At 72.1% G+C, this 15588-nt stretch carries 11 protein-coding genes and 1 tRNA gene; 9 read left to right on the forward strand and 3 right to left on the reverse strand.

Features of this window, described 5'->3' with window-relative positions:
- Positions 1-98: 98 nt before the first annotated feature.
- The 5 genes from DEJ21_RS08985 to DEJ21_RS09005 all read left to right on the forward strand — a co-directional run bounded on the left by DEJ21_RS08985 (position 99) and on the right by DEJ21_RS09005 (position 6873).
- Positions 99-1973, forward strand: a complete 1875-nt coding sequence (locus tag DEJ21_RS08985; protein WP_111224363.1) for an ABC transporter ATP-binding protein — start codon at positions 99-101, stop codon at positions 1971-1973.
- Between the two features lie 173 nt (positions 1974-2146).
- On the forward strand, positions 2147-3511 hold the full coding sequence (locus tag DEJ21_RS08990; RefSeq protein ID WP_110863383.1) for a cystathionine beta-synthase: 1365 nt from the start codon (positions 2147-2149) through the stop codon (positions 3509-3511).
- Between the two features lie 13 nt (positions 3512-3524).
- Positions 3525-4670, forward strand: a complete 1146-nt coding sequence (locus DEJ21_RS08995) for a cystathionine gamma-synthase (RefSeq protein ID WP_111224364.1) — start codon at positions 3525-3527, stop codon at positions 4668-4670.
- 156 nt (positions 4671-4826) lie between these two features.
- On the forward strand, positions 4827-6269 hold the full coding sequence (locus tag DEJ21_RS09000) for an MFS transporter (protein ID WP_181435834.1): 1443 nt from the start codon (positions 4827-4829) through the stop codon (positions 6267-6269).
- A gap of 1 nt (position 6270) precedes the next feature.
- Positions 6271-6873 carry a substrate-binding domain-containing protein gene (locus DEJ21_RS09005; protein ID WP_111224366.1) on the forward strand — a complete coding sequence of 201 codons (603 nt, stop codon included), beginning with the start codon at positions 6271-6273 and terminating at the stop codon, positions 6871-6873.
- An 11-nt stretch (positions 6874-6884) separates the two neighbouring features.
- On the opposite strand, the gene DEJ21_RS09010 is transcribed toward DEJ21_RS09005, so the two are convergent.
- A complete protein-coding gene (locus DEJ21_RS09010) occupies positions 6885-7466 on the reverse strand; it encodes a TetR/AcrR family transcriptional regulator (protein ID WP_128781007.1) in 582 nt (193 codons plus the stop codon).
- A 227-nt stretch (positions 7467-7693) separates the two neighbouring features.
- On the opposite strand from DEJ21_RS09010, the gene DEJ21_RS09020 reads away from it, so the two are divergent.
- Both DEJ21_RS09020 and DEJ21_RS09025 read left to right on the forward strand, forming a co-directional pair.
- Positions 7694-8950, forward strand: coding sequence for a multidrug effflux MFS transporter (locus tag DEJ21_RS09020; protein WP_111031976.1), 1257 nt, complete (start codon positions 7694-7696; stop codon positions 8948-8950).
- Positions 8951-8991: 41 nt separating this feature from the next.
- Positions 8992-11013 carry a helicase HerA-like domain-containing protein gene (locus DEJ21_RS09025; protein ID WP_111224368.1) on the forward strand — a complete coding sequence of 674 codons (2022 nt, stop codon included), beginning with the start codon at positions 8992-8994 and terminating at the stop codon, positions 11011-11013.
- A gap of 16 nt (positions 11014-11029) precedes the next feature.
- Here DEJ21_RS09025 and DEJ21_RS09030 read toward each other — a convergent pair whose 3' ends face one another.
- Positions 11030-11671 (reverse strand): hypothetical protein, encoded by a 642-nt coding sequence (locus tag DEJ21_RS09030; RefSeq protein WP_111031974.1) that lies wholly within the window; start codon positions 11669-11671, stop codon positions 11030-11032.
- A gap of 300 nt (positions 11672-11971) precedes the next feature.
- A tRNA-Ser gene (locus tag DEJ21_RS09035) sits at positions 11972-12056 on the reverse strand.
- Between the two features lie 121 nt (positions 12057-12177).
- On the opposite strand from DEJ21_RS09035, the gene pta reads away from it, so the two are divergent.
- Positions 12178-14286 carry a phosphate acetyltransferase gene (pta, locus tag DEJ21_RS09040; protein ID WP_111224369.1) on the forward strand — a complete coding sequence of 703 codons (2109 nt, stop codon included), beginning with the start codon at positions 12178-12180 and terminating at the stop codon, positions 14284-14286.
- A gap of 49 nt (positions 14287-14335) precedes the next feature.
- On the forward strand, positions 14336-15532 hold the full coding sequence (locus DEJ21_RS09045) for an acetate/propionate family kinase (protein ID WP_111224370.1): 1197 nt from the start codon (positions 14336-14338) through the stop codon (positions 15530-15532).
- Positions 15533-15588: the final 56 nt, after the last annotated feature.

A 15588-nucleotide genomic window follows, 5' to 3' on the forward strand; every position in this document is an offset into this window, starting at 1 on the left:
GGCACATGCTCGCACGCCCCCTGAACGGGGTCAAATACTGCGGGGCTGTGGACAGGGCGGTCGATGTCCGAGCGCGGGGCTACGGTGGCTCCATGAGCATGGGACACGGCGGGCGAGGCGGCGGTCCGCGCGGGGGTGGGCGCATCTCGAGCGGCGACTTCCGCGCGCAGAAGGCCGCCAACGCCGAGGCGCCGAGGATCCCGCACCTGGTCCGGCGCATCGCCGCACTGTTCGAGCCGCACCGCCGGGCGATCCTGCTCACGGTCGTCCTCGTGCTGGTCGGCGCGGCCATCTCGGTCGTGCCGCCACTGCTCACCCAGCAGGCGTTCGACCGGGGGCTGTTCCCGCCGTCGGGTCGCCCGGACGTCCCGGTGCTGGTCGAGCTCGTGTCCGCGATGGTCCTGCTCTGGATCGCGAGCGCCGGGGTCGGCGTCTGGCAGACGTACCTGACCGCGACGGTCGGCAACAAGGTCATGGGTGCGATGCGGATGCGCCTGTTCGCGCACCTGCAGCGGATGGAGCTCGCGTTCTTCACCCGCACCAAGACCGGCGTCATCCAGTCGCGCCTGCAGAACGACGTCGGCGGCGTGGCGAGCGTGCTGAACAACACGATCTCGTCGGTGCTCGGCAACACCGTGACCGTGATCGCCGCCGTGGTCGCGATGCTCCTGCTGAGCTGGCAGATGACACTGGTCGCCGTGGTCCTGCTGCCGCTCCTCGTGATCGCGCAGCGCCGCGTCGGCCAGGTCCGGGCCCGCATCGCCGCGCAGACGCAGGAGTCGCTGTCCGACATGACGGCCATCACCCAAGAGGCGCTGAGCGTCTCGGGCATCCTGCTCGCGAAGAGCTTCAACCAGCAGGCCAGCGAGACCCGCCGCTACGGGGACGAGAACCGCAACCAGATCACCCTGCAGGTCCGGCAGCAGATGTCCGGGCAGTGGTTCTTCGCGATCGTGCAGATCTTCCTGTCGATCATCCCGGCGATCATCTACGTCGTCGCCGCGTACCTGATCATCGGCGACGTCCCGATCACGGCCGGCACGATCGTCGCGTTCACGACGGTGCAGTCCCGGCTGCTGTTCCCGACGGTCGGGCTGCTGCGCGTGGTCCTCGACCTGCAGACCTCCGGTGCGCTCTTCGCCCGCATCTTCGAGTACTTCGACCTCAAGCCGGCCATCACGGACTCGCCGACCGCACGGCCCGTGGACGAGTCGAAGGTCGGCCACGTCGCCTTCGAGGACGTCGTCTTCACCTACCCCGACGGCGAAGCGGACAAGCCGACCCTGCGCGGGGTGTCGTTCGAGCTCCGCCCCGGGCAGTTCGCGGCCTTCGTCGGCCCCTCCGGCGCGGGCAAGACGACGGTGTCCTACCTGGTGCCCCGGCTGTACGAGGCGACCGAGGGATCGGTGCGGTTCGCCGGGCAGGACGTCCGCGACCTGGTGCACGAGGACCTGATGCGGCACGTCGGCATCGTCAGCCAGGAGACCTACCTGTTCCACGCCACGATCGGCGAGAACCTGCGGTACGCCAAGCCCGACGCCACCGACGACGAGCTCGAGCGTGCGGCCCGTGCGGCGAACATCCACGACACGATCGCGTCGTTCCCGGACGGCTACGACACCGTCGTGGGGGAGCGCGGCTACCGCCTGTCCGGTGGCGAGAAGCAGCGCATCGCCATCGCCCGGGTCATGCTGAAGGACCCGCCGGTGCTCGTCCTCGACGAGGCCACCAGCGCACTCGACTCCATCTCGGAACACGTCGTGCAGACGGCGCTCGACACGGCGGCGGCCGGCCGGACCACCATCTCGATCGCGCACCGGCTGTCGACGATCCGCGACGCCGACGTCATCTTCGTCCTCGACCACGGGCAGATCGTCGAGCAGGGCACGCACGACGAACTCCTCGCCCTCGACGGCACGTACGCGCAGCTGCACCGGCAGCAGAACACCTCGGCGGACGTCGTCCGCCCCTGACGGTCGTGGTCGCGACCGGGCGCCGGACTGGAGGCCCGTGGCGGCGTCCGCACGGGCCTCCCGTCCGGCGCGCAGCGCGACCAGGGCGCGCCGCCCGCCGCGGGATCCCCGTGCGTTGTCCGCGCACGACACATCCCAGCGGGACGCGGGGACCGCGTCCTAGACTCGACGCCGTGCGTTACGCGAACTCCGTCGTCGACCTCGTCGGCGACACCCCGCTCGTCAAGCTCAACCGGGTGACCGAGGGGGTGCGGGCGACCATCCTGGTGAAGGTCGAGTACCTGAACCCCGGTGGGTCGTCCAAGGACCGCATCGCCACCCGGATCATCGACGCGGCCGAGGCCTCCGGCGACCTGCGCCCCGGCGGCACCATCGTCGAACCGACCTCCGGCAACACCGGCGTCGGCCTGGCCCTGGTCGCACAGCAGCGCGGCTACCGGTGCGTCTTCGTGCTGCCCGACAAGGTCGGCGAGGACAAGCGCAACGTGCTGACGGCGTACGGCGCCGAGATCGTCGTGACCCCGACCGCGGTCGCGCCGGAGCACCCGGAGTCCTACTACTCGGTGTCGGACCGGCTCGTGCAGGAGATCCCCGGCGCCTACAAGCCGAACCAGTACGCGAACCCGAACGGTCCCCGAAGCCACTACGAGACCACCGGTCCGGAGATCTGGCGCGACACGGAGGGGCAGATCACCCACTTCGTCGCGGGCGTCGGCACCGGCGGCACGATCTCGGGCACCGGACGGTACCTGAAGGAGGCGTCCGATGGCGGCGTCCGCATCGTCGGGGCCGACCCCGAGGGCTCCGTGTACTCCGGCGGCACCGGTCGCCCGTACCTGGTCGAGGGCGTCGGCGAGGACTTCTGGCCGAGCGCGTACGATGCCGGCGTGCCGGACGAGATCATCGCGGTGTCGGACGCCGACTCCTTCGCGATGACCCGGCGCCTGGCGCGCGAAGAAGGACTGCTCGTCGGCGGTTCGAGCGGCATGGCCGTCGTCGCGGCGCTCCGCGCGGCCCGTGACCTGACCGAGGACGACGTCGTCGTCGTGCTGCTGCCGGACGGGGGCCGCGGCTACCTCGGCAAGATCTTCAACGACCGGTGGATGCGCTCCTACGGCTTCGCCGAGACCGACGACGAGCGCACCGTCGGCTCGCTCATCGCCGGCAAGGACGGCCGCCTGCCCGACCTCGTGCACGCGCACCCGGCGGACACCGTGCGCGACGTCGTCGACATCATGACCAAGTACGGCGTCTCGCAGATGCCCGTGCTCAGCGCGGAGCCGCCCGTCGTCATCGGCGAGGTCGTCGGCGCCGTCGAGGAGAAAGCACTGCTCGAGCAGGTCTTCACCGGCACCGCGAAGATGTCGGACGCGCTCACCGGCTTCGTCGGCGACCCGCTGCCGCTCATCGGCGTCGGCGAATCGGTCTCCGCGGCGCGTCGTGCGCTCGAGTCGGCCGACGCGCTCCTCGTCGTCGCGGACGGCAAGCCCGTCACCGTGCTGACCCGGCACGACCTCCTCACCTACCTCTCCGAGTAAGGAACCACCGAGCATGACCGAGTTCAGCACCCGGGCCGTCCACGCCGGCCAGGAGCCCGACGAGACCACCGGCGCCGTCATCCCGCCGATCCACCTGACGTCGACGTACGTGCAGGACGGCGTCGGCGGCATGCGCAACGGCTACGAGTACTCGCGCGCCGGCAACCCGACGCGTGACTCGCTGCAGGTGCTCCTGGCCGACCTCGACGGCGGCGTCGCGGCGTCGTCGTTCGCGTCCGGGCTCGCCGCCGAGGACGCCCTGCTCCGCGCCGCGCTGGTCCCCGGTGGCCGCGTCGTGATGGGCAACGACGTGTACGGCGGGACGCACCGCCTGGTGAGCCGGCTGCACGTGCCGTGGGGCGTCGAGCTCGTCGTCGTCGACATGAGCGACCTGGACCAGGTCCGCGCTGCCCTGCAGGGCGCGCCGGCCACCACCGTGCTGTGGGTCGAGACGCCGACGAACCCGCTCATGAAGATCGCCGACATCGCCGCGCTCGCGACCCTCGGGCACGAGTCGGGCGCACTGGTGGTCGTCGACAACACGTTCGCGTCGCCGTACCTGCAGCAGCCGCTGTCGCTCGGCGCCGACGTCGTCGTGTACTCGACCACGAAGTACCTCGGCGGACACTCCGACGTCGTCGGCGGAGCCGTCGTGCTGGCGGACGAGGAGCTCGCGGCGAAGGTGCAGTTCCTGCAGTTCGGCGCGGGTGCGATCTCGTCGCCGTTCGACGCCTACCTGACCACCCGCGGCATCAAGACGCTCGCGGTGCGCATGGAGCGGCACTCGCGGAACGCGCAGGCCGTCGCCGAGGCGCTCGTCGTCGCGCCCGGTGTCGAGCGCGTCTACTACCCGGGCCTGCCCGACCACCCGGGGCACGACGTCGCCGCACGCCAGATGCGCGGCTTCGGCGGGATGCTCTCGGTCGCGCTGTCCGGGGGCGCCGAGGCAGCGAAGCGCTTCGCGGAGTCGACGGAGCTGTTCGCCCTGGCCGAGTCGCTCGGTGGTGTGGAGTCGCTCATCGGGTACCCGAGCGAGATGACCCACGCGTCCGTGAAGGGCACCGAGCTGGCCGTGCCGGAGAACGTCGTGCGGCTGTCGGTGGGCATCGAGGACTCCGGCGACCTGGTGGCGGACCTGGAGCAGGCGCTGGCGCGCTGAAGCGGGCCCTGCTGCCCTGCTGACGCGGGCCCTGCTGACGCGGGACTCGGGACTCGGGACTCGGGACTCGGGGCGCTGGACGGGGGTCGCGGGATGCGGGACGCGGGACGCGGGACGCGCCACCGTGTCGTCGGCGCCCGCCCCTACGATGATCGGGTGAGCACAACGGCGTCGCGGACCAGCCTGCTGAGCGGGCCGTACGCCCTCGCGACGATCGGCATGGTCGCGATCGTCGGCGTCGCGGCGTTCCAGAACCTCGCGATGACGACGATCATGCCGGTGATCAGCCGCGACCTCGACGGCGAGACCCTGTACGCCCTCGCCTTCGCCGCCCCGCTCGCCGCCGGGGTGCCCGGCATGGTGCTCGCCGGCAACTGGGCCGACCGTGCGGGCGGACGGATCGTTGCCTGGGTGTCGGCGGTGTTCTTCGCCGTGGGGACCGCCGTGGTGATGCTCGCGCCGACCATGGAGGTGTTCCTGGCGGGGCGGCTCATCGAGGGGTTCGGCGCCGGGGCGATCGACGTGGTGCTGTACGTGCTGGTCGCCCGGATCTTCCCCGCCGAGCTGCACGGACCGGTGTTCGCCGGGTTCGCCGCGGCCTGGGTCGTCCCCGCGCTGATCGGTCCCGCGCTGGCCGGCATCGTCACCGACACCTGGAACTGGCACTGGGTCTTCGCCGGGGCCCTGGTGATCGCGCTGGCCGCGTTCGTCCTGCTCGTGCCGACGCTCGGCCGGTTGCACGCCCCGGCCGCGTCGCTCCGCCCGCCGTGGCAGCGGGTCCGGATCGGGTGGTCGGTGGCGGCGGCCGTGTCGATCCTGCTGCTCAACGTGGCGCCGGACCTGACCCCGTGGGGCATGGTCGCGGCCGTCGTCGTCGGGCTGGTGGGCACCTGGTTCGCCCTGCGGCCGCTGCTGCCGACCGGGACGTTCCGGGCCGCGGCCGGGCTGCCGTCGGTCGTGCTGCTGCGCGGGCTCGTCGCTGCGTCGTTCTTCGGGAGCGAGGCGTACGTGCCGTTCCTGCTGCAGGCCGAACACGGGCTGTCGCCGTCGGCCGCCGGGCTCGCCCTGACGGTGGCGGCACTCAGCTGGGCCGCGTCGAGCTGGGCGCACGGCCGTCTGGGGGAGCGGCGGCTCAGTGCCCGGCGCACCTTCGGGGTGGGCCTCGCGCTGGTGCTCGTCAGCCTGGTGACCGCGCTCGCGGTCGCGACGTTCGACCTGTCGTGGTGGGTGCTGGTCGCCGGCTGGTTCGTCGGCGGTGCGGGCATGGGCGCGATCTACCCGCGCGCCTCGATGCTGACCCTGCGGTTCTCCGGCGAGGGCGACGACGGGTTCGCGAGCTCGGCCCTGACGATCGCTGATGCCGCGGGCAGCGTGATCGGTCTGGCGGTGACCGGCCTGCTCTTCACCGCGACCGGTGGCGCCGACGGCACGGTGTCGTTCCCCCTGGTGTTCGCGGCGATGATCGGTTTCGCCGCGCTGGCGATCGCGGCCGTCCGACGGCTCGGCCCCGTGCCTGCGCCGGCGACGACAGCCCCGGCAAGCCCGGGCGGAACAGTCCCGTCGCGGACTCCGTCGTCGCACGGCCCGGCCGCCGGGTAGCGTGGCAGACCGGACCGAAGAGGAGACCACCGTGCTGCGCATCGTCGCCGTGACCGTCGCCCTGGCGGCGGCCCTGACCCTGGCCGGGTGCCAGGGCACGACGTCGGCTGCCCCCACACCCGTGCAGAGCACCGACCTGACGAGCTCCGACGGGGGTTTCGACCAGCAGGCCGTGATCGGTGTCGTCCTGGTGCACGACGACGCGGCCCTCGCCGACCGGCTCCGAACCGACCTGACCGATGCCGGGTTCCGGCCGGACGTCCGGGTCGCTCCGGCATCGGGTGCAGCGGCGTCCCAGCGGACCGCGGTCGCCCAGCTCGTGCGGAAGGGGGCCAAGGCCCTGCTCGTGCACGCCGCCCGACCGTCCGCGCTGACCGGCGTGATCCAGACCGCCCACGACGCCGGGGTCGTCGTGGTGTCCCTCGGCGATCCGCTGCCCGCGACCGGCACCGGTGGCGACGGGGTGTCCGCCGACTACCGCGTGCCGTCGGAGGGCGACGACGCCGACACCGCGGCGACGGCGGTCGACGTCGTGCAGTCCCTGCAGCGCGGCGAGAAGCCGGAGAGCGACCCGACGGACGGCGACACGACGGACGCCGAGTAGGAACGGTCCGCTCAGCTCCACCACGCGGGGAACGACAGCGTGATCGTCTCGACCAGCGCCTTCCGCGACCGCCGGGGCCCGGCGAGCCAGGCCTCGATCGCCCCGACGAAGCCCTGCGCCACGAACCCCGCGGCGACGTCGTCGAGCAGGTCGGGCCGGTGGGCGGGGTCGAGCTCGCGGATGTGCAGGGCGCTCGACACCGTGAAGTGCTCGACGAGCAGCCGGTGCAGCGAGGCGTCGTTCGGGTCCGGCAGCGCCTTGCCGTAGATGTCACGGTGCGTCGTCACGTGCTCGACGACGGCGTTGATGCCGCGCCGGGTGATGGCCACGAGCTCATCGGCCCCGGCGCCCCGGTCGGCGGCGGCCCGGCGCTCGTCGGCGTCGTCCTGCCGGATGCGGTCGAGTTCCGGCGTCAGGACGTCGGCGAGCAGCGACCCGGGGGAGACGGCGTGCGAGTAGAACGTGGCCCGGTTGATGCCGGCGGCACGCGTGACGTCGGCGACGGTGATCTCCGAGACCGGTCGGTCCGCGGCGAGTCGCAGGATCGCCTCGCGCAGCGCTGCAGTGGTGTGCAGGATCCGGGCATCCACCATGACGCCCACCCCCTTCTGATCCGCTTCACCCGGAAGGCCCCCGAGCAACCCGACGCTACCGCATGGTCCGCGCCGGGCCGAGGGGCAGCACGAGCCGCTTCACGCGGGCGGCCGGCACCGGCGGCGCCGAGCAGGCACCGGCGACCGTAGGATGGTTCCGCGGACGAATCGATTCGATCGACCCGCGATCACCCCCCGCCCCCTCATCGTCGAAGGACTCCTGTCTCGTGACCGCGCCCGCCACCACCGGTTCGCTCCGGGTCGTCCTGCACCCGGGAGACTCGCTCTCCCGCGGGCAGCGACTCGTCTACGTCTTCGTCCTGGGCGCCCTCACGGCGCTCGGTCCGTTCACGATCGACCTGTACCTGCCGGCGTTCCCGGCGATCAAGGACCAGTTCAGCGTCACCGACGGCGCGGTCCAGCTGACGCTCACCGCGACGACGCTCGGCTTCGCCATCGGGCAGCTCCTCGTCGGCCCGTGGAGCGACAAGGTGGGCCGCCGACTGCCGCTGATCATCGCGACGACGGTGCACATCGCCGCCTCGATCGGTGCGGCGACCGCGCCGGACATCGAGCTGCTCGCGGTGTTCCGCGTGCTGCAGGGCATGGGCGCCGCAGCCGGTGGTGTCGTCGCGATGGCGACGGTGCGTGACCTGTTCGGCGGCAAGCCGCTGGTGCGCATGTTGTCCCGCCTGGCGATGGTGAACGGCCTCGCACCGATCCTCGCGCCGCTCATCGGTTCGCAGATGCTGCAGTTCACCAGCTGGCGCGGCATCTTCGTCTTCCTCGCCTGCTACGGCCTGGCGGTGGTCATCGCCTCGATCCTGCTCATCGTCGAGACCCTGCCCCCGGCCCGCCGGCACGAGGCCGGGCACTCCACCATCGGCCAGCGCTACAAGGCGCTGTTCTCCGACCGGATCTTCGTCGGCGTCGCGCTCATCGGCGCCATGGTGTTCAGCGGACTGTTCTCGTACCTCAGCGCGTCTCCGTTCCTGTTCCAGCAGGTCTACGGGCTCGATGCGCAGCAGTACGGGCTGCTCTTCGCCGTCAACTCCGTCGGGGTCGTCCTCGGCGTGCAGATCTCGTCGCGGCTCGCCCAGCGGGTCGGTCCGCAGTGGATCCTGGCGTGCTCGACCGCGACCCTGCTGCTGGCGTCGATCGCGATCATCGTCCTCGACCAGCTCGGGGCCGGTCTGGTCGGCGTGCTCGTCCCGCTGTGGTTCTTCATCGCCGCGTGCGGGTTCTCGTTCCCGCTCGTGCAGGTCATCGGTCTCGCCGCCCACGGGAAAGAGGCCGGGACCGCCGCCTCGGTGCTCGGCGCCCTGAACTTCGGCGTCGCCGGGCTCATCTCGCCGGTGGTCGGCTGGCTCGGCATCACGACGGCCACCCCGATGGCGATGGTGATGGCGTCGACCGCCGCCGTCGCGATCCTGATGCTCTGGTTCGTGGTCCGCCCGCGGACGGTCCCCGCGCTGACGCACTGACGACCCGGGCCGCCGCGGGCTCCGGTCCCTAGGCTGTGCCCATGAGCGACGCGACGGAGCGGGCACGGGCGGCTGCCGAGGCAGCGAGGCAGGCTGCGGACGAGGCACGTCGGCTCGCCGACGAAGCGGCGCGGCGAGCCGAGGAGCTCGCCGCCGCACTGGCGGCGGAGGAGCAGGCGGGCCGCACCGCGGACGCGGAACCCGCGGTCGTCGGGTCCCCGCCACCCACCGGCCTGGAGGCGCGGCTCACGCCCGACGCGGAGCCCGCCCCTGCGGCCGCACCGGCTCCCACCACCCCTGCCGCGGCGGTCGACGCGACCGCCGCGGATCCGGTGGCGACGGCGGCGACCGGCACCGTGCCTCCCGTCCGCGCAGAAGCCGGCCCGCTCGGACCGGACGCGGTCGCGGCCATCTGTGACGGCTACGCCGTCGACGGCGGCGCGATCGAACTCGGTGCCCTGGTCAACGGCGCAGCGGTGCCCGACGTGCAGGTCCGGATCCCGCTCGCGATGCTGAACCGGCACGGACTGGTGGCCGGGGCGACCGGCACCGGCAAGACCCGCACGCTGCAGGTGCTCGCCGAGCAGATCGCGGCGAACGGGGTGCCGGTGTTCGCCGCCGACGTGAAGGGCGACCTGTCGGGTCTGGCCGTCGCGGGGCAGGCGACCGACAAGCTGCTCGACCGCACCGTGGGCATCGGCCAGCAGTGGCAGGGTGTCGCGAGCCAGGCTGAGCTGTTCTCGCTGGGCGGGCAGGGCACCGGCGTGCCGATCCGCGCCACCGTCTCCGGGTTCGGGCCGCTGCTGCTGTCGAAGGTGCTCGGCCTGAACGACACGCAGGAGTCCTCGCTCGGTCTGGTGTTCCACTACGCCACGCAGCAGGGCCTGGCGCTGGTGGACCTCGACGACCTGCGGAGCGTGCTGACGTTCCTGGTGAGCGAGCAGGGCAAGGGCGAACTCGCCGAGCTCGGGGGCCTGTCGAAGCAGACCGCCGGGGTGATCCTGCGGGAGCTCGTCACCTTCGCCGACCAGGGTGCCGACCAGTTCTTCGGCGAGCCCGAGATCGACACGCAGGTGTTCCTGCGGACGGCGGCGGACGGGCGGGGGATCGTCAGCTTGCTCGAGGTGCCCGGTGTGCAGGACCGGCCTGAGGTCTTCTCGACGTTCCTGATGTGGTTGCTGGCGGACCTGTTCAACGAGCTGCCTGAGGTGGGCGACCAGGACGAGCCGAAGCTGGTGTTCTTCCTGGACGAGGCGCACCTGCTGTTCACCGGGGCGTCGAAGGACTTCACCGAGCAGATCGTGCGGACCGTGCGGCTCATCCGGTCGAAGGGCGTCGGGGTCTTCTTCGTGACGCAGACCCCGAAGGACGTGCCGAACGACGTGCTGGCGCAGCTCGGGTCGCGCATCCAGCACCAGCTGCGCGCCCACACGCCGGACGACGCGAAGGCGCTCCGGGCGACGGTGTCGACCTACCCGACGAGCGACTACGACCTGGGCGAGGTGCTCACGTCGCTCGCGACCGGCGAGGCCGTCGTCACGGTGATGAACGAGCGGGGCGCGCCGACCCCCGTCGCGTGGACCCGGCTGCGCGCACCCCAGGGGTCGATGGACCCGATGCCGGCCGACGAGATGGCCGCACGGGTGCAGGCCTCACCGCTCCTGGCGACCTACGGCACCCGCGTCGACCCGGACTCGGCGCGCGAGGTGCTCGCGCGCCGGATGGAGGCGGCGGCCGCTGCGGCCGACGCCGCTGCCGCAGCCGACGAGGCCGCTGCTACCGCGGCGGACGCGTCGGCGGATGCCCAGCAGGAGTACGAGCGGCAGCAGCGGGAGTTCGAGCGGGCCGAGCGAGCGTCGGAGGCGCGGCGGTCCGGTCGGTCCGGCTCCGGTCGGTCGGGCGGGACACGGCGGTCCGGGACGCAGCGGTCCGGGACGCAGCGGTCCGGGACGCGGCGAACTGCGGGGGACCCGCTGTCAGACCTGCTCGGCTCCGGGCTGGGCGGGACCATCGCGAAGGAAGTGGTGCGCGGGATCTTCTCGACGCTGCGGCGGCGGCGCTGACCGGTCCGCCGGTGGGTCAGCGGGCGTCGAGACCGGCGAACTCGACGGCGAGCAGCCCGCCGACGACCAGCACGACGAGGCCGCCGACGAGCAGGAACGCCGACCGCTGCTCGTACCAGGCGCGGCTCGTCGGGTAGCGCTTCGCGAAGGTGCGGGCGGAGACCGGTCGAGCATCCTCGACGACCTGCACGCCGAGCGCGTCGACGACCCGGTCGAGCCCGTCGTCCCCCCACACGTCGGCGCGGAGCCGGAAGAGGTGGGTGCCGGTCCGGTCGAAGGCGACGAGTTCCCGGACGGTCCGGTCCACCGACGAGCCGAAGGTCGTGGCGAGCACCAGGCTGTGCACGCGCTCGCGGGGGATCCGCCGGTGCGCCGTGAGGACCCCGCGGATCGTCAGGCCGTCGTCGTCGATCCCGATGAACGCGGTGTGCAGTCGGACGAACACGATGCCGACGGCCGCGGCCATCGCGACGACGATCCCGGCGAACACGGCCCACGTGCGGAACGGGAACGAGACCCAGACCAGGGCGACGGCGAGCGGCACGGCCGAGAAGGCGATGCTCAGCGCGGTGGAGCGGACGAGGGACCGGCGCGGACGGAGGACCGTGTCGAAGACGGCGGGCCGCACGGGTACTGCGGGCACGGTGGTGTCCCCCATGGCGCGTCTCCTCGTCCCCTCGGGTGTTCCGGGCACGCTGATCAGCACGCCCTCCGAACGACGCCCCTGCCGCTCGATGCACCGCGGTCGGCTCGTCCCGGAGCCGTTCGCTCGGCCAGCATAGGCGACCGACGGGTACCGGGGACAGCCCGTTCCACCCCTGGTCAGCGTTTCCCGGCCAACCGAGGGGGAACAGGGCACGCGCTCGTCCGCAGGGTGGGGGACCGCACGGTCGTGGAACGACGAAGGACCCGCACCGATCGGTGCGGGTCCTTCGTGGTTGTTCGGCCTTGCTCGCTGCGGAGAATGGGGGATTCGAACCCCCGAGGGCTTGCACCCAACACGCTTTCCAAGCGTGCGCCATAGGCCACTAGGCGAATTCTCCTGACACCGTCTCGCGACGGCGACACCCAATGGTACAGGTTCTCCGCGGTGCTCACGACCGCGTGTCGTCGGTGCCGGTGCTCCCAGATGTCGTGACATGTGCGGCGACTACCCTGGGCGTCGTGTCGACCCGCATCTACATCACGTCAGCAGAAGGGCACACGGGCAAGAGCACCGTCGCCCTCGGTGTCCTCGAGACCCTCGCCCGGTCCGTCGGCCGCGTCGGCGTGTTCCGGCCCGTCGCCCGCTCGGTCGTCGAACCCGACTACGTGCTCGAGCTGCTCCTGCAGCACACGGCCGTCGGCATCTCGTACGACGACGCGGTCGGGGTCACCTACGACGACGTGCACGCCGACCCCGAGGCGGCGCTCGGCACCATCGTCAACCGGTTCGCCCAGGTCGAGCGGCAGTGCGACGCCGTCGTGGTGCTCGGGTCCGACTACACGGACGTGGGCAGCCCCACCGAGCTGTCCTTCAACGCGAAGGTCGCCGCGAACCTCGGCGCCCCGGTGCTCCTCGTGCTGGGTGGCCGGGACGCCGCCGAACGTGCGGCCCGCACCCCCGAGGGCATGGCGCAGGTGGCGGACGTCACGACGAGCGAGCTGCGGGCGGCACACGCGCAGCTGTTCGGCGTCGTGGTGAACCGTGCCGACCCGGACGTGCTCGCCGCCATCGTGACGAGCGTCGAGCAGGCCGTGCACGACGACCACCCCGACGTCCCGGTGTGGGTGATCCCCGAGGACCGCGTGCTCGTCGCCCCGACGGTCCGCGCCCTGCTGCAGGCCACTGGCGCCACCCTGGTGCGCGGTGACGACGCCCTGCTCGACCGCGAGGCCCTCGGCACCGTCGTCGCGGGCATGAGCATGGAGAACGTGCTGCCCCGGCTGATCGAGGGCGGCATCGTCGTCGTCCCCGGTGACCGGAGCGACGTCCTCATCGCCACGCTGCTCGCCAACCAGTCCGAGACGTTCCCGAGCCTGGCCGGCGTCATCCTGAACGGCGGGTTCGAGATCGCCCCGCAGGTGTCGCGGCTGCTCGAGGGCCTGTCGAGCTCGCTGCCGATCGCGCAGAACGACCTCGGCACGTACGACACCGCACTCCGGATCACCCAGACCCGTGGCCGCCTGGCCGCCGACTCGCCACGGAAGGCCGACCTCGCGCTCGCCCTGTTCGAGCAGCACGTCGACGCCGAGGCACTGCGCGACCGCCTGCAGCTCGCCCCGTCCGGGGTCGTCACCCCGCTCATGTTCGAGCACGGCCTGCTCGACCGGGCGCGCAGCTACGGCAAGCGCATCGTCCTGCCCGAGGGCGAGGACGACCGCATCCTCCGCGCCGCCTCCACCCTGCTGCAGCGCCAGGTCTGCGAGCTGACGATCCTCGGCGACCCCGCGGCCATCCGCACGCGGGCGACCGAGCTCGGCCTCGACCTCGAGGCCGCGCAGCTCGTCTCGCCGTTCGACCCCGAGCTGCGTGAGCGCTTCGCCGAGGAGTACACCCGGCTCCGCGCCCACAAGGGGATGTCGATCGAGCTCGCCCGTGACACCGTCACCGACGTCTCGTACTTCGGCACGATGATGGTGCAGCTCGGGCTCGCCGACGGCATGGTCTCCGGCGCGAAGCACACCACCGCGCACACCATCCGGCCGTCGTTCGAGATCATCAAGACCCGTCCGGACACCTCGATCGTGTCGAGCGTGTTCCTGATGGCGCTCGCCGACCGTGTGCTCGTCTACGGCGACTGCGCGGTGATCCCGGACCCGACGAGCGAACAGCTCGCCGACATCGCGATCTCGTCCGCCGAGACCGCGACCCAGTTCGGCATCGACCCCCGCGTCGCGATGCTCAGCTACTCCACCGGCGACAGCGGCTCCGGCGCCGACGTCGACAAGGTGCGCGCCGGCACCGCGTTCGTGCGGGAACGCCGGCCCGACCTGCTCGTCGAGGGCCCGATCCAGTACGACGCCGCAGCCGACCCCACGGTCGCGTCGACGAAGATGCCGGACTCCCCGGTCGCCGGCCGCGCAACGGTGTTCATCTTCCCGGACCTCAACACCGGCAACAACACGTACAAGGCCGTGCAGCGCTCGGCCGGCGCCGTGGCGATCGGCCCGGTCCTGCAGGGCCTGCGCAAGCCGATCAACGACCTGTCGCGCGGCGCCCTGGTGGGCGACATCGTGAACACCGTCGCGATCACCGCGATCCAGGCCGGCACCGCGACCGACGCGGCCTGACCGCCCGACCCGCACCGCGCCTCCAGGCCCGACAGAAAGTGACCACCCCGTGACCGCAGCCCTCGTCGTCAACTCCGGCTCGAGTTCGTTCAAGTACCAGCTCATCGAACTCGAGGACGAGCGCACGCTCGCCTCCGGGCTCGTCGAGCGCATCGGCGAGTCCGCCGGGGCCTGGAAGCACACCAATGCGCTGACGGGGGAGTCGTCGTCGAACGACGCCGCGTCGGTGCCCGACCACGCCGCCGGGTTCCAGGCGATGATCGACGCGTTCGCGAAGGTCGGGCCGTCGTTCGACGAGCACCCGCCCGCCGTCGTCGGCCACCGCGTCGTGCACGGCGGCACCACCTTCGACCGTGCGACGGTCGTCACGGACCAGGTCGAGCAGCAGATCGAGGACCTCAACAGCCTCGCACCGCTGCACAACCCCGCGAACCTCGAGGGGATCCGGGCCGCGAAGCAGGTCTTCTCGGACGTCCCGCACGTCGCCGTGTTCGACACCGCGTTCCACCAGACGATGCCGCCGCACGCGTACACGTACGCGATCCCAGCCGACCTGGCCGCCGAGTACGGGATCCGCCGCTACGGCATGCACGGCACCAGCCACAAGTACGTCTCCGAGCAGGCCGCGGCGTTCCTCGACCGGCCACTCGCCGAGCTCAAGACGATCGTGCTGCACCTGGGCAACGGCGCCTCGGTCGCGGCGATCGACGGCGGCAAGTCCATCGAGACCTCGATGGGGCTCACCCCGCTCGAGGGGCTCGTCATGGGCACCCGCTCCGGTGACCTCGACCCCGCGGTGCTCATCCACCTGCACCGCGAGGCCGGGATGACCTTCGACGAGCTCGACACCATGCTCAACAAGCGGTCCGGTCTGCTCGGACTGACCGGCAACGGCGACATGCGCGACGTGCAGGACGCCGCGACCAAGGGCGACGAGCAGGCGGAGGCGGCGCTCGCCGTGTACCGCCACCGCATCCGTCGATACGTGGGTGCCTACACGGCGCAGCTCGGCGGGCTCGACGCGGTCGTGTTCACCGCGGGGGTCGGCGAGAACAACGCGCTGCTGCGGCGGCGCGTGCTCGCGGGGCTCGAGCACCTGGGCATCGAGATCGATCCGGACCGGAACGAGCTGGCATCGCGGGACGCCCGCCGCATCTCCACCGACGGCTCACGGGTCGCAGTGCTCGTGATCCCGACGAACGAGGAGCTCGAGATCGCCCGGCAGTCGGCTGCGGTCGCGCTCTGACGCGTGGCGTCGTGCCGCCGCGCGGCGCGGCGGTGCGGGGGCACGGTGCGGTGTTC

The organism is Curtobacterium sp. MCSS17_006 (assembly GCF_003234215.1).
Taxonomy (GTDB): domain Bacteria; phylum Actinomycetota; class Actinomycetes; order Actinomycetales; family Microbacteriaceae; genus Curtobacterium; species Curtobacterium flaccumfaciens.